The sequence below is a fragment of the Janthinobacterium sp. SUN026 genome, assembly GCF_030397625.1.
Lineage (GTDB): Bacteria > Pseudomonadota > Gammaproteobacteria > Burkholderiales > Burkholderiaceae_D > Janthinobacterium > Janthinobacterium kumbetense.
Genome location: NZ_JAPQNU010000005.1, coordinates 145,666 through 165,585, shown reverse-complemented (window position 1 = coordinate 165,585; position 19,920 = coordinate 145,666). Strand labels below are relative to the sequence as shown.

Sequence of the window (19,920 nt, the reverse complement as noted above, 5' to 3'; positions counted from 1 at the left end):
TCGCACCGCCTTGCCATCGGCAAACAGGGCCGGCACCGCAAGGGCCGGCCCTGTTTGCTTGCCCAATGGAAAAATATTCTCAAGAAAACAACAATTGGTATTACACTAGCGTCGGATACCTTCCCCTCTCCGGCGCCAGGCGCACGGCAGCGGCCAACCACGACGCCAGGGACGCGGATGAGCAAATGGTCGATTGAAACCCTGAGTGGCGCTTGCGGCGCCCTCATCCTGATCATGCTGGGCTGGTTCGCCGGCGCAACCTGGCAAGAACTCGATTTCTGGCAGCATGTCTGGCTGGCCCTGCTGCTGCTGGCCGCCGCCGTCGCCGTCCTCTGGCTGATGCGCAAGCTGCGCAGCCACCTGGCCCTGACGCGCGCGCAGCTCGACGATAGCCTGATGCGCTACCAGCACCTGAGCGAAACGGCGCAGGACGGCATGTGGCAAACGGATGCGCACGGCCGTATCCTGCACGTCAACCAGCGCCTGTGCGACATGCTGGGCGTCCCCGCGGAACAGCTGCTGGACCACTCGATGGACGAATTCCACGACGAAGCCACCTTGCTGCGCCTGTGTCCGCTGCGCCAGACGGCGACGGATAGTTGCATGGGAGAACTGCATTACCAGCATGGCGACGGCTCGGAACGCTGGGCCATGCTCAGCGGACGCCGCCTGTACGACCAGCGCGGCACCCTGACGGGAGCGCTGGTCATGGCCAGCGACATCACGGAACACAAGCGGGCCGAACACGCGCTGACCGTCGCCCATGCGGAGCTGGAAAGCCGCGTGGCCCTGCGCACGGCCCAGTTGCTCGATGTCAATCTCCAGCTCTCCGCGGAAATCGCCATGCGCGCGCAAACGGAAGCGGCCCTGGCGCGCAGCGAAGAGCGACTGCAGGACATCATTTCCATGATGCCCCTGTCGCTGTTCCTGAAAGACGCCGATTCGCGCATGCTGCTGATGAACCAGGCTTGCGAGCAGCAATGGGGCGTGCTGTTCCAGGATATCGCCGAGGGACGCGACGTGCAGCACTTTCCTTCGGACCAGACCCAGGGATTCCACGCGGCGGACCAGGAAGCGTTTGCCAGCCGCCAGGTGGTGATCCGCGAAGAACTCGTGTGGAATGCGCGGCTGCAGGAAAACCGCCTGCTGCAGACGCATAAAAAACCCATCTTCGATGCGCAAGGCCGGCCGCAGATGATCATCGCCATGGGCATCGACATCACGGAAAGCAAGCGCAACGAGGAGAACCTGCAGCGCACCCTGGCCCAGCTGCGCGAACTGACCGACCACCAGCAGACCATCAAGGAAGAGGAAAGGCGCCGCATCGCGCTCGACATTCATGACGACCTGGGCCAGAACCTGATGGTGCTGCGCATCGACGTGTCGCTGCTGCACGCGCGCACGGCCAGGACCCACCCGCGCCTGCACCGCCACGCCCAGCGCGTGCTCGACACCATCGACGCCACCATCCGCTCGGTGCGCACCATCATCAATGACTTGCATCCCAGCACCCTGGAGCTGGGCCTGGGCCCGGCAGCCGAATGGCTGATACGCCAGATGGAAAGCCGCGGCGCCATCCGCTACCAGCTCTCGCTCGACAGCGAGGCGCCCGACCTGGGCCTGGACCAGCGCCAGACGTCGGCCATCTTCCGCGTGCTGCAGGAATCGCTGTCGAACATTGTGCGCCACGCCCAGGCCAGCGAAGTGGAAGTGGCGCTGGCGCAAGATACGGATGCCATCGTGCTGCGCATCAGCGACAACGGCATCGGCATGCAGCCGGACGCCCACGGCAAGAAGGCCGCCTTCGGCCTGAAGAGCATACGCGAACGCGTCCATGCGCTGGGCGGCGAACTGCGCATCGACAGCCAGGAGGGCCAGGGCACGGCGCTGGCCATCCGCCTGCCGATCGCCAAAAGCCAGGCCGTCGAAGCCTAGGACAATTCCAGGGCGAAAAAAAAGAGGCTTGCGCCTCTTTTTTATTGCCTGCTGACTACTTAATTTTGCGTCAAGAAGGTTTTCAGCTTGTCCGAACGCGAAGGCTGGCGCAGCTTGCTCATGGCTTTCGCTTCGATCTGGCGGATGCGCTCGCGCGTCACGTCGAACTGCTTGCCCACTTCTTCCAGCGTGTGGTCGTTCGACATTTCCACGCCGTAACGCATGCGCAGCACTTTCGCTTCGCGCGGCGTCAGCGAGTCCAGCACTTCCTTGATCACGTTGCGCATCGAGGCGTGCAGCGCGGCGTCCAGCGGCGCCAGGGTCGTGTTGTCTTCGATGAAGTCGCCCAGTTGCGAATCGCCATCTTCGCCCATCGGCGTTTCCATGGAAATCGGCTCTTTCGCGATCTTCATGATCTCGCGCACCTTGTTTTCCGGCATTTCCATCTTGACGGCCAGGGTCGCCAGGTCCGGCTCGCTGCCCGTTTCCTGCATGATCTGACGCGAGATGCGGTTCATCTTGTTGATCGTTTCGATCATGTGCACCGGCACGCGGATGGTGCGGGCCATGTCGGCGATCGAACGCGTGATGGCCTGACGGATCCACCAGGTGGCGTAGGTCGAGAACTTGTAGCCGCGGCGGTATTCGAATTTATCGACGGCCTTCAGCAGACCGATGTTGCCTTCCTGGATCAGATCGAGGAATTGCAAACCGCGGTTGATGTATTTCTTGGCGATCGAAATGACCAGGCGCAAGTTGGCGACCGTCATTTCGCGTTTCGCGTGACGCGCGCGCTTTTCGCCGGCAGCCATCTGCTTGTTGATCTTGCGCAAGTCTGCCAGCGGCAGGGCCACGCGGGCTTGCAGGTCGATCATCTTCTTTTGCAGTTCCTTGACGGCAGGCACGTTGCGGCTGAGGATGGCGCTGTACGGATACTTGCAATCGACTTCGCGGTCGACCCATTCCAGATCGCATTCATTGCCCGGGAACACCTTGATGAAGTGGGCGCGCGGCATGCCGCATTTGTTCACGCACAGTTCCAGCACGGCGCGCTCGATGTGGCGCACTTCTTCCATCTGGCCGCGCAGGGTGTCGCACAGCTTTTCGACGACCTTGGCCGTGAAGCGGATGCCCAGCAATTCCTGCGAAATGGCTTCCTGCGCCTTGACGTAGGCTTTCGAGTTGTAACCCTCGGGCGCCTTGCGCATCTTGTCGTACTGCGTCGAAATGACGTTGAATTTCTCCAACGCATTCTTTTTCAGCTGGGCCAATTGCTCGCTGGAGAAACCGGCCGCGCCGCCATTGGCGTCGCCGTCTTCTTCCTCGGCTTCTTCTTCCTCTTCCTCGTCGTCACCGCTGGCGGCGGCGGGCGCGGCGGCAGCGGCAGGCGCCGGGGCATTGCTTTCGTTCAAATCGACGAAGCCGTCGACCACTTCATCGACCTTGATTTCATCGCGCGCGATTTTTTGCGACAGCGCAACGATTTCGCCGATGGTGGTCGGGCAGGCGGAAATCGCCTGGATCATGTCCTTCAAGCCGCCTTCGATGCGCTTGGCGATCTCGATCTCGCCTTCGCGCGTCAGCAGCGCCACGGCGCCCATTTCACGCATGTACATGCGCACGGGGTCGGTGGTGCGGCCGAAGTCGGAATCGACCGTCGACAGGGCCGTCGCGGCGGCCGCTTCCACTTCATCGTCGCTGGTGACGGTGGCGACGTTGTCGGTCAACAACAGGCTTTCCGCGTCAGGGGCGCGCTCGTAGACGGCGATGCCCATGTCGTTGAAGGTGGCGATGATGCCTTCGATGGCTTCCGGATCGATGATGTTTTCCGGCAATTGGTCATTGATCTCGGCATAGGTGAGGAAACCGCGTTCCTTGCCCATGTTGATCAAGCCCGTGATCTGCTTGCGGCGGCGTTCCAGGTCCGCTGCCGATGCTTCCGGATCGCCCAGCGCATCGGCTAGGCCGCCCTTGGCCTTGCGGTCGCGCGCTTTCGAGACGGCCTTCAGTTCGGCGCGCTCGACGGCGTTCAGTGCTGCCACTTCGTCGTTTTCCGGCGTGAATTCGCTCGGTTTGCGGCCACGGCGGCCCGGCACCTTGACGGTCGGCAAGAAGTAATTCGAGGTATCGATGGCGGCCAGGGCATCGGCGTCCGTGGTCTTGCTGACCACTTGCGCACCGGTGATGATGGTCACGGGCGCCGCTTCAGGCTTGGCGCGCACGACTTTCGAACGGGCTGCCGTCACCACCTTGTTCGTGGCGGCGCTTTCGCTGACCTTGCGCGGCGCAGGCGCCACCTTGACGCTCGGCGTCTTGACGGGCGCCGCTTCCACGGCGTCGGCGGCGTCGGCCACGGGCGCGGCAACCGCCGCTTCCGCTACCGTTTCGGCCGGCGGCACGGCAGCCAGGCGCGAGCGGCTTTTCTTCACCACGGTGACGACGGTCGGCGCCGTCGTGACGGTGGCTTCCGGATTCGCTTGCGCATTATCGATGAAGTAAGATAAAGTCGTTTTGGGTACGGCAAGCGGCGCCGCGGCTGGGCGTGGCGCCTTGGCGGACAACGTTAAAGTTTTTGGCGTATTCTTCATGAGATATCTCTTAATGCGAGACCAGATGGTGTCGGCGCGAAGTGAATGATTCCACCTAAGCCTGCGAAACCGGACTCGATGGAGCGTATTGTTGCGGCTGCCGTCAAGGGCAGCGGCGCCTGTCTATCGTGACGTTCATAGCCCGCGCATCCGGCATGAGGAGCGCGGGGCCGAAGCCGGGTCAGATAAATAAGCGATGTACATTGCGGAATGAAAAAAAGCCCGTACCAGAACGGGCTTGAATCTATTGTTGTTCAGTGAAGACACAGCGGAGAGCAAGATTATGCACGAAGGCCCGTTATCTGAATAATTGATAAGTGGAATAACCGATATCAAAAATATCAATAATGGTGGCCCTGCGCCGCACTGCTCCTATCCCCTGCACACCTGAGCCAGACCTTCAAAAACAGGGTCCAGTCATCAGCGCAAGCCGACATTATACACATTTCCCGTATTTCGCGCTGTGCCGGCTGTAGTGCGAACCCGCTTATCGCAGGTCAAGTTGCCAAAAAAGACAATGCACTTGCCTGTGGCGCGTGCTATGCTCCCCTTTTATAGCCCAACCAATGATGTCGATGACCAGCTCCACGCCAGACCAGCAAGCCACCACTCCTGACACGCCAGTCGATGCAGCCCCAGCGGCGGCACCGGCCGCAGCGACCACGCCGGCGCCTGCCGGCCTGACCGCGCGCGCGCTGCTGAAACAGTTCCAGGAGCAATTCCCGCCATTCCGCGATTGCCTGCCCTTGTCGATCGGTATCGACAAGCAGATCCTCGCGCGCCTGCCGGACCTGGACCGCAAGCTGATGCGCACGGCGCTGGGCATCCACACGGGTTCGCTGCGTTACCTGCGCGTGATGGAAAAAGCCAAGGTACGCTACGACCTCGACGGCACCGCCGGCGCGGAAGTGACGCAAACCCACCGCGACCACGCCACGCAAGTATTGCAGCAACGCTTCAAGAAGGAAGCCGAGCGCAAGAAAGCCGAGCGCGATGCCGCGGCCGCCGAAGAAGCGAACCGTTTGCGCCTGGAAAAACTGAATCAGCTGACCGCGAAATTCTCGCGCAAAGGCTGATCCGGTTTCATGGACACAGCTGCCGCACCGCCACTGCCCCCCTATCAAGGCATTGCACTCGACCACGTCAAGCTGGTACGCACCAGCGATGATGCGCAGGCGGCCATGGCCGCCCTGCTGGCAGCGGACGCCATCGGCTTCGATACGGAATCGAAGCCGACCTTTGTGAAGGGCGAATCCTCCACGGGACCGCACCTGATCCAGCTGGCCACCGACGACATCGCCTACCTGTTCCAGGTGGGCAGCACGCCGGCGCCGGCCCTGGCCGAACTCAAGGCCATCCTCGAATCGACCACCACCCTGAAGGTGGGCTTCGGCCTGTCCGACGACGTCAAGCGCCTGCGCAACAAGCTGGGCATCGCCCCGGCCCAGGTGCTCGACCTGTCCGTCGCCCTGCGCGGCGGCCAGCGCAACGATCTGGGCGCGAAGACGGCCGTGGCCAAGTTCTTCGGCCTGCACCTGCAGAAATCGAAAAAGATTTCCACCACCAACTGGGCCACGTCGCGCCTGACGGAAAAGCAGATCCTGTATGCAGCCGACGATGCGCAAGTGGCCCTGCGCGTGTACCGCCGCTGGATCGCCGACGGCGGCAAGGTCGCGCCACAAAAAGCCCCGCGCGCCAGCACGCCGCCAGCCCCGCCGCCTATCGCCGCCTGAGCCGGCGCGCCGTCCTGCAGCATGAGCAAGAGCAAGTCCATCGGCACCACGCTTGACGCGATCGCCGCCGCCGAACAGGCGCTGGGGCGGCAGCTGCCCGCATCCCATGTGCAATGGTTATTGGAGAACAATGGCCGCGCGCTGGGCGCCTTGAGCGTGTTTCCCGTCTACGACGCAGCCAATGCGCGCAAGACGTGGGAGTCGATAGCACGCCATTACCGCGAAGGCTGGCAGGAATGGCTGGAGAATGCGGGGACAGGCGACGAGGCCGGCAGCCTGCTGCCCTTCGCCCAGTTCGGCACGGGCGATTACTACTGTTTTGATTATGCGCAAACGGGACCATCGGGCGAACCCGTGGTCGTGCTGTGGTCGCACGAAACAGGCGCCACCACCGCGGTGGCGCCCGGCTTTGCCGCATTCCTCGCGCTGCCCGGCCGCCCGGGCTGACACCCGGCGGCCGGCACAGCCTTATTTGACGAGGCGCAAGGTCAAGGGATAGCGGTAAGTGACGCCATTGCTGGCCTTGACGGCCGCGACGATCGAGCACACCAGGTTGGCCAGCGCCACGATCCAGAACAGGAACAGGCCGATCAGCACGAACGACAGGATGAAGCAGGCGAAATACCAGATGATCAGGGTGATCTGGAAATTCAGCGCTTCGCGGGCGTTCTCGGCCGAGAATTTATCCGCATCATCTTTCTTGATCAAATAAATGATCAGCGGCGCCACCCAGCTGGTGAACAGGCCGCCAACGTGGGACAGAATGGCGATCGTCGTATCTTGTGTACGACCCACTTCCGGCTGCGTGTTATCCATTATGATTCCCATCATTAGTTATAGATACATCAATATAACAGTAATATTTCTTTTTGGAATGGAACACTTGCTGCCGCAAGGGACTTTTTTTTCGCCGCTATGCCGCCGCCAGCGCCAGCCGCCCCAGGGTGGCGATGGCTTCTTCCAGTTGCGCGTTCCACGGGTGGCCGTAATTGAGGCGGATGCAGTGGCGAAACGCGCGCGTGGCGGAAAAAATGGGGCCGGGCGCGATGCTGATGCCGGCCGCCAGCGCGCTGCGGTGCAAGGCCAGCGCGTCGATACCGGCAGGCATCTCCACCCAGACGAAATAACCGCCCTGCGGCCGCGTGACCCGCGTGCCGGGCGGAAAATGCACGGCGATGGCTTGCAGCATGGTATTTTGCTGCGCCGCCAGGGTCAGGCGCAGCTGGCGCAAATGGCGGTCGTAGCCGCCTGCCGCCAGGTAATCGGCCAGCGCCATCTGCAGCGGGATGGGCGCCGACAGGCTGGTCGTCAGCTTCAGGCGCTCGACCTGGCGCGCGTAGCGGCCCGCCACGGCCCAGCCCAGGCGAAAGCCGGGCGCCAGGGTCTTGGAAAACGAGCTGCAATGCATCACCAGACCCGCGCTGTCATGGCTTTTCGTCAAGCCGGGGCGCTGCTTACCGAAATACAACTCGCCATACACGTCATCCTCGATCAGCGGCACGCCATGGCGCGCCAGCAGTTCGACCAGCGCGCGCTTCTTTTCCGGCGACATCAGGCTGCCCAGGGGATTCTGGAAATTCGTCATCAGCCAGCACGCCTTGGGCTGGTGGCGCAGCAGCAATTCCTCGAGCGCCGCCAGATCGACGCCGTCGCGGGGGCTGGTGGCAATTTCCACGGCCTTGAGTTCCAGCCGCTCCAGCGCCTGCAAACACGCATAGAAGCTGGGCGACTCGATCAGCACCGTGTCGCCGGGCCGCGTGACGGCTTGCAGGCACAGGTTCAGCGCTTCCAGCGCGCCATTCGTGATGACGATGTCGTCGCTGGAAACGAGCACCCCGTCGAGCTGGTAGCGCAGGGCGATCTGGCGGCGCAGTTCGGCATTGCCCAGCGATAAATCCGTGACCGTGCTCCACGGGTCGAGGCGGCGCATGCTGGCCGACACGGCCCGCGCCAGCTTTTCCATCGGGAATAGATGCGGGCTGGGAAACGCCGAGCCGAAGGGCACGATATCGCGCGCGCCCACGGCGCCCAGCACTTCGAACACGAGGTCGCTGACATCGACCGTGGTGCTGGCGTCGAGCGGGCGGGAACTGTCCGGCTCGGGGGCCAGCGCGGCGCGCTGCGGCGCCACGTAGTAGCCGGAGCGGGGCCGCGAGACGATCATGCCGCGCGCTTCGAGCAAATAATAGGCCTGGAACACCGTCGACGGGCTCACGCCCCTGCGCGCATGCTGCTGGCGCACGGAAGGCAACTTATCACCAGGCAACAACAGCTGCGTGCTGATCATGGCGGCGACTTCTTCCGCCAATTCCTCATATCGTTTCAACCCTGCTCCTCAAACTGATCCGTAGTTTTATTGCACAACTGATCCTGTCACAGTGACAGCACCCGTTATATGCTAGGGTAACAACATCCGGGCAGCAACACCGGCACGCCATAATCGACCGACGAGACAGGTTACTTTTCCATGCAACTCTCCATGCTACTGCATTCCCCCCTCGTGCTGTTGCTGTCCATTGCCCTGCCCGCCACGGCGCTGGCCGCGCCCGCCAGCATTTCCGCCAGCCACGACAGCCTGGAACAGCGCATCAAGGCGTGCACGGCCTGTCATGCGCAAAAGGAACGCCACGACGCCTTCTTTCCCCGCATCGCGGGCAAGCCGGCCGGCTACCTGTACAACCAGCTGCTGAACTTTCGCGAGGGACGGCGCCAGTATCCGATGATGAACTATATGGTGGAACACTTGCCTGACGATTACCTGCGCGAAATTGCCGGCTATTTTGCGGCACAGCACCCTGCCCCGCCGCCGGCCCAGCCCAGCAGCGCCGGCACGACGGCCCTGGCGCGCGGCAAGCAGCTGGTGCTGCATGGCGATGCCGGCAAGAAAATTCCCGCCTGTATCGCCTGCCACGGCCAGCAGCTGGCCGGCGTGGCACCCGCCATCCCCGGCTTGCTGGGCTTGCCGCGCGACTATATCAACGCCCAGCTGGGCGCGTGGAAGAACGGCATCCGCCGCGCCCACGCGCCAGACTGCATGGCGCAAGTGGCGCAGCGCCTGTCCGACGCGGACGTGGGCGCCGTCTCGGCCTGGCTGGGCACGCAGGTGGCCAGCGCCGACGCGCGTCCGGCCGCCAGTATCGCCCTGCCCTTGCCGCTGCATTGCGGCGGCGTGCCCGGCTCCGGCGCACAGGTGGCGCCATGAAAAAATGGATGCTCGCGGCCGCCATCGTCGCCATCGGCGCAGCCGGTGCCAAATTCCTGCTGTGGCCGGCGGACGACGTGGGACCGCCGGCCACCGCCAGCACCCTGAGCCAGGAACAGCTGGTCGCGCGCGGCGCCTACCTGGCCAAGGCGGGCGACTGCATGGCTTGCCACACGACGCGCGGCGGCGTGCCCTACGCGGGCGGCCGGGCCTTGCAGACGCCGTTCGGCAAGGTGCTCTCGCCCAACATCACGGCCGACAGGGAAACGGGCATCGGCAGCTGGACGAGCGACGATTTCTGGCGCGCCATCCACAACGGCAAGTCGAAGGATGGCCGGCTGCTGTATCCGGCCTTTCCCTACACCAGCTACACCAAGGTACGGCGCGAGGATAGCGACGCCCTGTATGCATATTTCCAGAGCGTGCCGCCGCACCGGCAAGCCAACGCGCCGCACGCGCTGCGCTTCCCCTACAACCAGCAGATCGCCCTGGCCGCCTGGCGCGCCCTGTATTTCAAACCGGGCGTGTACCAGCCGCTGACGGGCAAAAGCATGGAGTGGAACCGCGGCGCCTACCTGGTGCAGGGCCTGGGCCACTGCAGCGCCTGCCATAGCAGCCGCACGACCCTGGGCGGCAGCGACGACGGCCTGTCGGGCGGCCTGATTCCCGTGCTGGGCTGGTATGCGCCGTCGCTGACGTCGGATGCGGAAGCGGGCCTGGGCAACTGGGACACGGCGCATATCGTGGAATTGCTGCAAACGGGCGTGTCGCCGCGCGCCACCGTCTTCGGCCCCATGGCGGAAGTCGTGCGGCAAAGCTTGCAGCACATGAGCAATGCCGACGTGCAAGCGATGGCCGTCTACCTGAAAAGCCTGCCCGGCCCCGCGCAGCCCGCGCAACGGGCGCCGCGCGACACGTCAGAGCAAGCCCGGCAGCAACTGGCGCTGGGCGCGAAACTGTATGAGGCGCAATGCGCAAGCTGCCACCAGGCCGACGGCAAGGGCGTGCCGCCCGGCTACCCGCCGCTGGCCGGCAACCGCGCGCTGACGACGGAGTCGGCCGTCAACGCCATCCGGCTCGTCCTCAACGGCGGCTTCGCGCCCGGGACAAAAGGCAACCCGCGCCCCTACGGCATGCCGCCGTTCGGCCCCGTCATGGATGATGCGGAAGTGGCGGCCGTGGTCACGTACCTGCGCGCCTCGTGGGGCAATGACGCGCCGGCCGTGTCGGCCCTGGAGGTGAACAAATACCGCAGCGTACCACTGGAGTAGCGCGCCTGAAAAACGTCCATGGCGGCGTTGCATCTCCTTGCCCTGAACGTTTTGCCGGCGCGCATACGAAAAAAACCGGCCAGCGCCGGTTTTTTCACGTCAAGCAGCCGTTCTCAGCGGAACTTGCTCTTGTGACCCGTCTTCAGGTCCAGCGCATAACGCACGCCGTTGTCCGTCAGCATGACTTCATCGGGCGGCTCTTCGCCGGCCAGGGCGCCGTCGATCAGGGGCAAGCCTTCGCCCTTGCGCATCAGGTCGTCGCAGCGCTCGTACACGTTGACGCAACCCGTGGACGCCATCAGCGATTGCACGATGGCCACTTTCCACGCATCGACGCCGCCCGCGTTGAATTCGCAGATCAGGTAGCCTTGCACGCCGCCGAACAGCTGCACCACCAGGCCGGGCAAGCCCTCGTCTTCGCCCTTGATCAGGGTCAACAGCTGGTTTTCGCCCGCCTTCTTGATGGCAGATAATTTTTTCTCGATGGCGGCCTTGACGCGGCGCTTGATCAGCGCGTGGTCGACCGGTTCGTCTTCCTTGAAGCTCCAGATGCGCGCGCGGATCTGCGACTTCGAATTGTAGGCGGCGCGGGCGATGAATTGCTTCGATGAGCTTTGCACGATGGCCGTCGAGCCGGGCTTCATTTTTTCCTGCGGCTTGCCTTCGACTTTTTCAATCGCGGAGGCGTAAATCCACGATTGGCCCAGCAAGCTCTTTTCCTTGCCCTGTTTGATGGTGATGATCAGCATGTAATTCCAGTAGTGTGACCGGCGCGTACCGGTCGTCGTATGTCCAATACCGGCATGATACCTCATGCCATCCTGTCGCATCCTCCTGCATTCCATGCCGCTGCTGGCGCAGTCTGTCGCAGCGCGCTACGCAGGCGCGGCCGGCTGGCATACCATGCAAGTATACCAATTCCAAACAGGGAGCAAGAATGACACCGACACTTTTCCACCCACGCCGTGCCCGCGCCGCCACCGTCCTGCTGCTGGCCGCCTGCGCGCTGGCCCTCCCGGCCGTGCCGGCGCTGGCCTCGCCGCTCGACTGGATTTCCGGCAACAGCATCCAGGGCAGCGGCAAGCTGCAAAAGCAGACACGCGAAGTCGGCAATTTCCATGCCGTGGCGCTGAACGTGCCGGGCACGGTCGAATTGCGTATCGGCAACACGGACAGCATCACCATCGAGGCCGACGACAATATCCTGCCGCTGATCGAGACGGCGGTGGAAAACGGCACCTTGCGCATCCGCCCCGCCAAGCGCAACGCCAACTTCCGCCAGAGCAGCCTGAACATCGTCATCCAGGCGCGCCAGGTGGAACGCATCAGCGTGGGCGGCTCGGGCAACATCACGGCCACGGGCTTGCGCGCCGAGAATCTGCGCTTCGACGTGGGCGGCTCCGGCTCCATCCACGCACGCGACCTCGACAGCCGCCAGGTTTCCATCGCCATCGGCGGCAGCGGCAACTTCAAGGCCAGCGGCAAGACGGAGCAACTGACGGCCTCCATCGGCGGCTCGGGCAATATCCAGGCGGGCAAGCTGGCCGCGCGCGACGTGCAGGTGAGCATCGGCGGCTCGGGCGAGGCGCAAGTGTGGGCCAAGGATGACTTGACCATCAGCATCGGCGGCTCGGGCGAAGTGAGCTACTACGGCGACCCGCGCATCAGCCGCAGCATGCAGCGTTCGAGCAGCATCAAGCGGCTGGGCGCGGCGCCGAATTAAGCCCCCGCAATGACAAAAGCCCGGAGCGATCCGGGCTTTTTGCGTTTCAGACAGGCTACATCAGCGGGCCGGCTTCACCGGTTCGCGGTCGATCAGGACCGTATTGACGCTGTCCGTCAGCCAGATCTGGCCATCCTGGATCGTGCATTGCAGCTGCATCGTGCGCTGCGCCAGCTTGCTCATGTCTTGCGCCGCTTCCGATGGCAAGTTGATCACGGTCAAGTTCTTCGCCCGTTCCAGCTTGTTCGCGATCTGCTTCCACCAGATGTGGCTGGTTGCGCCATAGCTGTAGACGATGACCTGTTCCGAGCGGCCGCACGCCTTCAGGATGCGTTTTTCGTCTGGCTGACCCACTTCGATCCACAGCTGGATGGCACCCGTCAAGTCTTTCTGCCACAGGTCGGGCTCTTCCGTATCGAACAGGCCCTTGGTAAACGTCAGCGCCTCGTCGGCGTGGATGGCGAACGCCAGCAGGCGCACCATCATGCGCTCGTCCGTTTCGGACGGGTGGCGCGCCAGGGTCAGCGCGTGATCCTGGTAGTAATTGCGGTCCATGTCGGCGATCTGCAGATCGGCTTTGAAAATTGTTGCTTTGAGGGCCATCGTGTTTCTGTCTCGGTAAAGTAAATAGTGAAGTCGGTATCAGCGGAAAACCACGGTCTTGTCGCCATTTTTCAGGATGCGGTGCTCGACGAACCATTTCACGGCGCGCGCCAGCACCACGCACTCGACGTCGCGGCCGATGGCCGTCAGGGTTTCCGCATCCATCGCATGGTCGACGCGCTCGACGTCCTGCTCGATGATCGGGCCTTCATCCAGGTCGCCCGTGACGAAATGGGCCGTCGCGCCGATCAGCTTGACGCCGCGGTGATGCGCCTGCGCATACGGCTTGGCGCCCTTGAAGCTGGGAAGGAAGGAATGGTGGATATTGATGGCGCGGCCGTCGAGCGCCTGGCACAGGCCGGGCGACAGGATCTGCATGTAGCGCGCCAGCACCACCAGGTCGATCTTGTGCGTGTCCATCAAGTCGATGATCTTCGCTTCCTGCGCCAGCTTGGCCGCTTCCGGCGCGCCGGTGGCCAGCGGCAGGTGGTGGAACGGAATATTGTAGCTGGCCGCCAGCTGGTAGAACTCCATGTGGTTCGACACGATGGCGGGAATTTCCACGTTCAGCAAGCCGCTCTTGTAGCGGAACAGCAAATCGTTCAGGCAATGGCCGATCTTCGACACCATCAGCATGACGCGCGGCTTGACGCGCGCATCGTGCAGCTGGCCGTGGAAGGGGCCGTTCAACTGCATGGCTTGCGACAGGTCGGCGAAGTCGCTGCGCAACTGGGCGTCGCTGACGGCGCCGTCTTCCAGCGCGAAATGCACGCGCATGAAGAACAGCTGGGATTCCTGGTCGCCGAACTGGGCGGAATCGAGGATGTTGCAGCCGCGTTCGGCCAGGAAGCCGGACACGCGGTGCACGATGCCGCGCTGGTCCAGGCAGGACAGGGTCAGGATGTATTCGGGATGCGTCATGGTCGCGGAATAAAGCAAAAAAAGTGGGCTATGCTCGGCTCAGCCACGCGCGCCGGCCATCGGCTGCGCTGCCGCGAGCCGGCTATTGTCGCACGGCCGGGCCAGTCAACCCGCATTTTCCACACAAGCAGCATGGCTGCCGGCGGCGGCAAGCCGATTCACGTTCATTTGATCTAACACAAAGTCATCGCATTTCTCCGTCTTCCAGGCGCCATTCCCACGCCAAACGGGCAGCTGGCGTGGAACCTGGCACGCCATCCGGCGTCTATCCCTTTGCTTGTTTCACCATACGCCGCATCCGGTGCACCGGGTGTTTCCTGGATCCGTTTTTCATTGAGGTAGAACATGTTCACAAACAGTATTTCCCCCAGTTTCAGCCCCGCCCTGAAGTCCCACCTGGAGGCCCAGTGCAATTTCGCCACGGAACTATCACGCAAGCTGGTCGATACGGCGCAGCAACTGAGCGAGCTGCATCTGCGGCTGGCGCAAGACTTGCTGCAGGAATGGAGCAGCGCCAGCCAGCAACTGCTGTGCGCGCGCGACACGGGCGAGTTCATGTCGCTGGCCGCGGCCCAGTTGCAGCCGAGCAGCAACAAGCTGCAGCAGTACCAGCAGCAGCTCGGCAACCTCGTCGCCAACGCCAATGTCGAAATGAACCGCACGGCAGAGAACCACCTGCCCGAAGCGAGGCGCACGGCCGTGGCCTTCGCTGACGAAGTGGTGCGCAAGACGGCCGAGGAAACGGAAAAAGCCACGCAGCGCCAGCGTGAAATGATCGAAAAGATGCACGCCACGGCCCCCAGCAATGGCGCCGGCCGCAGCCGCGATACCGGCAGGCAATCCGATCAGGCGCATTGAGCACTTGAATTGACCACTTGACCCCACTCGACAGCAAGGAGAGCGACATGGCTAGCAATCAAGGTAATGAACAGGGCAAAGGCGCTGGCAGCAGCCAGAAAGCCGGCGAATCGGGCAGTGCCAAAGGCCCGAGCAAACGCGGTTTCGCCGCCATGAACGAGGAACAGCAACGCGAAATCGCCAGCAAGGGCGGCCAGGCAGCCCATCAAAAAGGCACGGCGCATGAATTCGACTCGGAAGAAGCGCGCCGGGCCGGACAGAAAGGCGGCGAAGCCGTCAGCCGCAACCGCGAACATATGGCGGAAATCGGCCGCAAGGGCGGCGAAAGCCGGCAATCGGCCCAGCGCGCCAATGAAAGCCGCAGCGGCACGGCCACGCGCAGCAGCGGCACCGAGCAGGGCCGCCCCGGCCGGCAAGGCGGCAAGGACGAGGACGACAAGGGTGGAGCAGGCGGAGCGGGCTGAGCGGGACAGGCCGCCGGGCTGCCCCTGCGGCGCGCGGCCTGATGCAGGTAGGCAGGGGCGGCCCTGGCAGCCCGGGTAGCCCCGTGCAAGGGCTGGCGCAGCGCGGGGGGCGGCGGTATGGTACATTCTCGCCTTACCGACACCTCCGCGCCACGCCCCGCCCTTCCCCGCATGCAGCCATCCCTGAAATACCTGAGCGCCTATTCCGAACAAACGCAAGCGCAAGTGCAGCAACTGATCGCGCAAGACAAGCTGGGCGACGTCCTGTTGAAACGCTATCCGAACGCGCACGATGTACGCAACGACAAGGCTTTATACCAGTATGTGCAGGACTTGAAGAATGAATTCCTGCGCAATGCCGAGCCCATCAACAAGGTGGCGTTCGACAGCAAGATCCATGTGATCCAGCACGCGCTGGGCTTGCATACCTCGATCTCGCGCGTGCAAGGTGGCAAGCTCAAGGCCAAGCATGAAATCCGCGTGGCCACCATGTTCAAGGAAGTGCCGCTGGAATTCCTGCGCATGATCGCCGTGCACGAACTGGCGCACGTGAAGGAAAAGCAGCATGACAAGGCGTTCTACAAGCTGTGCACGTATATGGAACCGCAATACCACCAGTACGAATTCGACGTGCGCCTGTACCTGACCCAGCTCGACCTGTCCGGCCAGCGCCTGTGGTCATGACATCCACATAACAATGCCGCCCCGGGCATCCATTGGGCGGCATTGTTGGTGTGGGTCAGAGTAGCCGCCCGGCAAGACGGGCGGCTCTTGACGCATGTGCCGGCGGGACCGGCAGCGTGCTCAAGCTCAGGCGGCGTTCTTGCGGCGGCGCAGGAAGGCCAGCAAGCCCAGTCCGCCCAGCATCATGCCGTAGGTGGCCGGTTCCGGCACGGCGCTCACGCTGGCGGCGATATTATCGACCTGGAAGGTGTGCAAGGCGCCCTCCTGCCACGTTGCCGACAGCAGGTTGTTGAAACCCGTGAACGTGTAATCGCTGAAGTTATGGCTGCCATCGAGGCTGAAGGTCTGGGTCACCGTGCCGCCGCCCACCTGATGGCCGAAGAACGTCACGTCGTAAGGGCCAGGCAAGCTCACGAAGTCAGCCAGGCGAATCGAGCTCAGCGAGAAAGCGGCGCCATCGGTACGGCTCAAGGTTGTCGTCGTCAGCACGGTGGCGCCAAGACCGGCCGAGCCGGCATAGGCAAAGTTGCTTTGATGTGCGGAACTCAACAGGCCCAGGAAGCTGCTGTCGAAATTGTAGCCGCCTTCGGAATAGGAATCGAAGACGGAGCCGAGAATGCCGGGTTGCTCCAGCGCATCAAATCCGATGATGGTGGTTTGTGCATGGGCGCCGCCGGCGGCGAGAATGGCGGCGACGGCGGTCGCGCGCAAGAGAGTCATTGGTTTCACAATAATATCCTTTCAAGATGATGAAGTAGCGAGGTTGTGGCAACTTGCAATATCTAGGCGTCGTAGCGGAAAACGGGAGGCGCCTCGCTGGGTGTCCGACATGCCTGTCTTTTGAACAATTGCAGTAGAACACATTCATGCATAAAAAGCATCTTCATTTTCAAAAAAACATGCCTACATGGAAACATTCTAGCTATATTTATATTAATTAATTAATTGATCTTGATCAATTTTCCCGCACATAAATAAAAAAGCCATGCATTTCACAATGCATGGCTCTGGATGAGACTTCACAAAGAAGATTTACGGCGCACTATCCTTCAACCGCTGCACCAGGGCCGCAGGATCGGCGTCGGCGTTCAGAAACGCCGCGTGCTGCGGGCGGATGAAGCCCTGTTCCTTGCCGTTTTGTACGAAAGCGATCAAGCCGTCATAGAAACGGTCGACATTGAGCAAGCCGATGGGCTTGGCGTGCAAGCCCAGCTGGGCCCAGGTGAGCATCTCGAACAGCTCTTCCAGGGTGCCATAGCCGCCGGGCATGGCAATGAAGGCGTCGGACAGGCTGGCCATCATCGCCTTGCGCTCGTGCATGTCCTTCACGATGAACTGCCGCGTCAAGCCCGTGTGGCCCACTTCGCGCTCGACCAGCTGGGTGGGAATCACGCCCGTCACCTCACCGCCCAGGCGCAGCACTTCATCGGCGATCACGCCCATCAGTCCCACCTTGCCGCCGCCATACACGAGCGAGATATTTTCCGCCACCAGCACGCGCGCCAGTTCGCGCGCCGCCACGGCATAGTCCGGCGAGACGCCCGCGTTGGCGCCGCAATACACACATAAAGCCTTGATCACAGTATTCCCTACCCTTTCAATTCATCGATCGCCGCCTCGACCTCGAGGCGCTCCTTGGCGTCCAGTGCCACGCACTCGGCCGCCTTTTCATACAGGGCCAGCGCTTCCGCCAGCTTTTTCTTTCCGTCCAGCATATTCAAGGCGCGCGCATATTCGCTGTGCGCCAGCGCCGAATACGGCGTCAGGGCCAGCGCCGTCTTGAAGTGCTGGTAGCCATCTTCCTTGTTGGCGCCGTAGGTCAGGCCGCCTATCATGGTGCCGACCTTGTCGATAATTTCCGTATGATAAATCCCAAACGCGATATGCGCTTCCGCATGCATGGGCGCCACCGTCATCGTGCGGTCCAGGCTATTGCGCACGCGCGCGCCCATGCCCTGCGCCAGGGCCTTGACGACGGACGTGCCCAGCGCATAGCGGCCCAGGCTGTAGGCATGCCAGTAGTAGCCGGCCGGATTGTCCGGCTGCTCGCTCTGCTGGCGCTCGCAGCGCTCCGCCACTTCCTCGTACATGTCGAGTTTCCGGCTGTCATCCACTTCCAGGTGCGTGGCATAGATGCAGGTCGCCTTGTGCGCCACCGCATAGCCGGGCACGCCGACAGCCAGGCCCAGTTTCACGGCCCGCTCGAAGTCGCCCGCATGGAAGGCCAGCCACGCCTGCACCAGCGCCGGGTGCGTGGGAAAGGGTTCCACATCGCCCGCATGCAGGCGCGCCCAGGCCGCTTCCAGGGTTTGCGGGGTGTAGACATATGCTTCGTCCGGATAAGGAAATTGTTTCCAAGCCATATATCTCTCCTGTAAATGACGACGTGGCGCCAGCAGTCGCGTCAGTCGTTCTTGAGTTTTGTCACATACTCTTCCGACAGTTTGCGAAACAGCAAATGCGTTTCATTGCGTAAATACGGCCCGATCAGGGACAGCACCTGGTAACAGCCGCGCGCCAGCGCGTCGGACATCGATTGCTGCTCGCTGTACTTGCGCGGGTTGCGCACATATTCGTACGACAGCCAGTAGGTGGCGACGACGACCATATTCGTCGCCATCGCGGCCACTTCCATGTCCGACGCTTCCAGCGACTGTTCGCTGCGCAAGTCTTCGCACAGCTGCGTAGCCACCTTGATCTTGTGCGCCAGGATCAGCTTGAAGTGCAATTCCAGCTTGCGGTTGCGCGACAGCAAATCGTTGAGGTCGCGATAGAAGAAGCGGTAGCGCCAGATCAGTTCGAACATCAGATGCAAATACAGCCAGACATCCTCGATATTCGAGCGGCGCCCGTCGGGCACGGTCAGGATGCGTTCGATTTCCGCCTCGAACTGGACGAAGATGGAATTGACGATGTCGTCCTTGTTACGGAAGTGGTAATACAGGTTTCCGGGCGAAATGTTCATCTCTTCCGCAATCACGGTCGTCGTGATATTCGGCTCACCAAACTCATTGAACAGGCGCAGCGACAACTCCAGGATGCGTTCGCGGGTACGGCGTGGTGCTTTTTGTAGCATGGCGGGCAATCTCTCTGTGTTCTGCCTCAAGCATACCACCTAAGATAGCTGTAATGAAACACTCCGCCCCCCGGGCGCCAACGAAAAGCCCGGGCAAGAAAAAGCCTGCTCGCGCAGGCTGGAGGGATGCGGCACCGGCTCAGGCGGCCGGCGCTTTTTTCTTCGCCGCCGGTCTCGCCGCCGGCTTGCTTGCCGGCTTGCTCGCCGCTTTGCTCGCCGGCTTGGCCGCGGCCCGCGGCGCGCTCCGGGCTGCCGGCTTGGCCGGGGCCTTGACGACGACCGCTTTCGGCGCGGTTTTCAGTGCAACTTTCGGCGCCGCCTTCACGGCGGGCTTGGCCGCGGCCTTCGGCTTGGGCGCAGGCGCGGCCTGGGCCGACAGCGCCGCCACTTGCCGGCTCAAGGCCTCGATCTGCGCATGCAGTGCGGAAATATCCTGTTGCGTGGGCACGCCGATGGTGGCCAGCGCACGCGCGACACGCTCTTCAAACACCTGTTCCAGCTTGTCCCAGGAGCCGCTGGCCTGCTTGCCCACGCCATCGGCCAGCTTGCTGACACTGTCGCTGACGCCGGAAACCTTGTCTTCGGCGCGCTTCTGGAATTCCGTGCCTTCCTTCACCAGCCGGGAAAACACGCGTCCACCCTCTTCCTGCGCCTTGGCGAAGGCGCCCAGACCCGCTTGCCAGATCTGCTGCGCGGACGAGCGCACGGCGTTCGCCAATTCCTTGTCTTCCGCCAATTCCTTCAATTTCTTCACCATCGCCAGCTCCCGTCATATGAAAGGCCATGCCACTTCATGGATACTTTTTATTCTAGTGAGCAAAACTAGAGACGGGAGTCTAATCCGATAGAAAGCTGCCTCGGA

General features: G+C 62.6%; 21 protein-coding genes. 10 read left to right on the top strand and 11 right to left on the bottom strand.

Annotated features, from left to right (window positions below):
- Nucleotides 1-177 precede the first annotated feature (177 nt).
- Nucleotides 178-1,935, top strand: coding sequence for a PAS domain S-box protein (locus tag OX459_RS21735; protein ID WP_289906523.1), 1,758 nt, complete (start codon nt 178-180; stop codon nt 1,933-1,935).
- A 59-nt stretch (nt 1,936-1,994) separates the two neighbouring features.
- Here OX459_RS21735 and rpoD read toward each other — a convergent pair whose 3' ends face one another.
- Entirely contained in the window at nt 1,995-4,523 is a 2,529-nt protein-coding gene (gene rpoD, locus OX459_RS21730; protein ID WP_289906522.1) for an RNA polymerase sigma factor RpoD, read from the bottom strand.
- 566 nt (nt 4,524-5,089) lie between these two features.
- Here rpoD and OX459_RS21725 point away from each other — a divergent pair.
- From OX459_RS21725 to OX459_RS21715, 3 genes are read left to right on the top strand one after another with little or no spacing between them, the layout of a single operon-like run.
- Nucleotides 5,090-5,599: a ProQ/FINO family protein gene (locus OX459_RS21725; protein ID WP_034758713.1), complete on the top strand. Its 510-nt coding sequence runs from the start codon at nt 5,090-5,092 to the stop codon at nt 5,597-5,599.
- Nucleotides 5,600-5,608: 9 nt separating this feature from the next.
- Entirely contained in the window at nt 5,609-6,256 is a 648-nt protein-coding gene (locus tag OX459_RS21720; protein ID WP_077401767.1) for a 3'-5' exonuclease, read from the top strand.
- A gap of 21 nt (nt 6,257-6,277) precedes the next feature.
- Nucleotides 6,278-6,703: an SMI1/KNR4 family protein gene (locus OX459_RS21715; RefSeq protein ID WP_099664824.1), complete on the top strand. Its 426-nt coding sequence runs from the start codon at nt 6,278-6,280 to the stop codon at nt 6,701-6,703.
- A 21-nt stretch (nt 6,704-6,724) separates the two neighbouring features.
- On the opposite strand, the gene OX459_RS21710 is transcribed toward OX459_RS21715, so the two are convergent.
- Together OX459_RS21710 and OX459_RS21705 are read right to left on the bottom strand one after the other, a co-directional pair.
- Nucleotides 6,725-7,072: a DUF4870 domain-containing protein gene (locus OX459_RS21710; RefSeq protein WP_034786172.1), complete on the bottom strand. Its 348-nt coding sequence runs from the start codon at nt 7,070-7,072 to the stop codon at nt 6,725-6,727.
- Between the two features lie 97 nt (nt 7,073-7,169).
- Nucleotides 7,170-8,582 carry a PLP-dependent aminotransferase family protein gene (locus OX459_RS21705; protein ID WP_289906521.1) on the bottom strand — a complete coding sequence of 471 codons (1,413 nt, stop codon included), beginning with the start codon at nt 8,580-8,582 and terminating at the stop codon, nt 7,170-7,172.
- Nucleotides 8,583-8,735: 153 nt separating this feature from the next.
- Here OX459_RS21705 and OX459_RS21700 point away from each other — a divergent pair, with 153 nt between their 5' ends.
- Nucleotides 8,736-9,458: a c-type cytochrome gene (locus OX459_RS21700; protein ID WP_289906520.1), complete on the top strand. Its 723-nt coding sequence runs from the start codon at nt 8,736-8,738 to the stop codon at nt 9,456-9,458.
- On the top strand, nt 9,455-10,729 hold the full coding sequence (locus OX459_RS21695; protein ID WP_289906519.1) for a cytochrome c: 1,275 nt from the start codon (nt 9,455-9,457) through the stop codon (nt 10,727-10,729). The genes OX459_RS21700 and OX459_RS21695 overlap by 4 nt, the downstream gene beginning before the upstream one ends.
- A gap of 113 nt (nt 10,730-10,842) precedes the next feature.
- On the opposite strand, the gene OX459_RS21690 is transcribed toward OX459_RS21695, so the two are convergent.
- Nucleotides 10,843-11,478, bottom strand: a complete 636-nt coding sequence (locus tag OX459_RS21690; RefSeq protein WP_077409040.1) for an SAM-dependent methyltransferase — start codon at nt 11,476-11,478, stop codon at nt 10,843-10,845.
- A gap of 188 nt (nt 11,479-11,666) precedes the next feature.
- Between OX459_RS21690 and OX459_RS21685 the strand changes: the two genes are divergently transcribed.
- A complete protein-coding gene (locus OX459_RS21685) occupies nt 11,667-12,452 on the top strand; it encodes a head GIN domain-containing protein (protein WP_289906518.1) in 786 nt (261 codons plus the stop codon).
- A 60-nt stretch (nt 12,453-12,512) separates the two neighbouring features.
- Here OX459_RS21685 and OX459_RS21680 read toward each other — a convergent pair whose 3' ends face one another.
- Nucleotides 12,513-13,055 (bottom strand): YaeQ family protein, encoded by a 543-nt coding sequence (locus OX459_RS21680; protein WP_070291303.1) that lies wholly within the window; start codon nt 13,053-13,055, stop codon nt 12,513-12,515.
- A gap of 39 nt (nt 13,056-13,094) precedes the next feature.
- A complete protein-coding gene (purU, locus tag OX459_RS21675) occupies nt 13,095-13,976 on the bottom strand; it encodes a formyltetrahydrofolate deformylase (RefSeq protein WP_077401742.1) in 882 nt (293 codons plus the stop codon).
- Nucleotides 13,977-14,321: 345 nt separating this feature from the next.
- On the opposite strand from purU, the gene OX459_RS21670 reads away from it, so the two are divergent.
- From OX459_RS21670 to OX459_RS21660, 3 genes are all read left to right on the top strand, one after another.
- Nucleotides 14,322-14,834, top strand: a complete 513-nt coding sequence (locus tag OX459_RS21670) for a phasin family protein (protein WP_099664830.1) — start codon at nt 14,322-14,324, stop codon at nt 14,832-14,834.
- 47 nt (nt 14,835-14,881) lie between these two features.
- Complete coding sequence (locus tag OX459_RS21665) at nt 14,882-15,298, top strand: KGG domain-containing protein (protein WP_289906517.1); 417 nt, start codon at nt 14,882-14,884, stop codon at nt 15,296-15,298.
- Between the two features lie 171 nt (nt 15,299-15,469).
- Entirely contained in the window at nt 15,470-15,982 is a 513-nt protein-coding gene (locus OX459_RS21660; protein WP_034758768.1) for a M48 family metallopeptidase, read from the top strand.
- Nucleotides 15,983-16,108: 126 nt separating this feature from the next.
- Here OX459_RS21660 and OX459_RS21655 read toward each other — a convergent pair whose 3' ends face one another.
- The 5 genes from OX459_RS21655 to OX459_RS21635 form a co-directional block, all read right to left on the bottom strand.
- Nucleotides 16,109-16,702, bottom strand: coding sequence for a PEP-CTERM sorting domain-containing protein (locus OX459_RS21655; RefSeq protein WP_289906729.1), 594 nt, complete (start codon nt 16,700-16,702; stop codon nt 16,109-16,111).
- Between the two features lie 312 nt (nt 16,703-17,014).
- Nucleotides 17,015-17,560 carry a TIGR00730 family Rossman fold protein gene (locus tag OX459_RS21650; protein WP_180278808.1) on the bottom strand — a complete coding sequence of 182 codons (546 nt, stop codon included), beginning with the start codon at nt 17,558-17,560 and terminating at the stop codon, nt 17,015-17,017.
- A gap of 11 nt (nt 17,561-17,571) precedes the next feature.
- Entirely contained in the window at nt 17,572-18,345 is a 774-nt protein-coding gene (locus OX459_RS21645; protein WP_289906516.1) for a hypothetical protein, read from the bottom strand.
- Between the two features lie 41 nt (nt 18,346-18,386).
- Nucleotides 18,387-19,058: a TetR/AcrR family transcriptional regulator gene (locus OX459_RS21640; protein ID WP_034758777.1), complete on the bottom strand. Its 672-nt coding sequence runs from the start codon at nt 19,056-19,058 to the stop codon at nt 18,387-18,389.
- A 139-nt stretch (nt 19,059-19,197) separates the two neighbouring features.
- Nucleotides 19,198-19,815, bottom strand: a complete 618-nt coding sequence (locus tag OX459_RS21635; RefSeq protein WP_289906515.1) for a phasin family protein — start codon at nt 19,813-19,815, stop codon at nt 19,198-19,200.
- Nucleotides 19,816-19,920 lie beyond the last annotated feature (105 nt).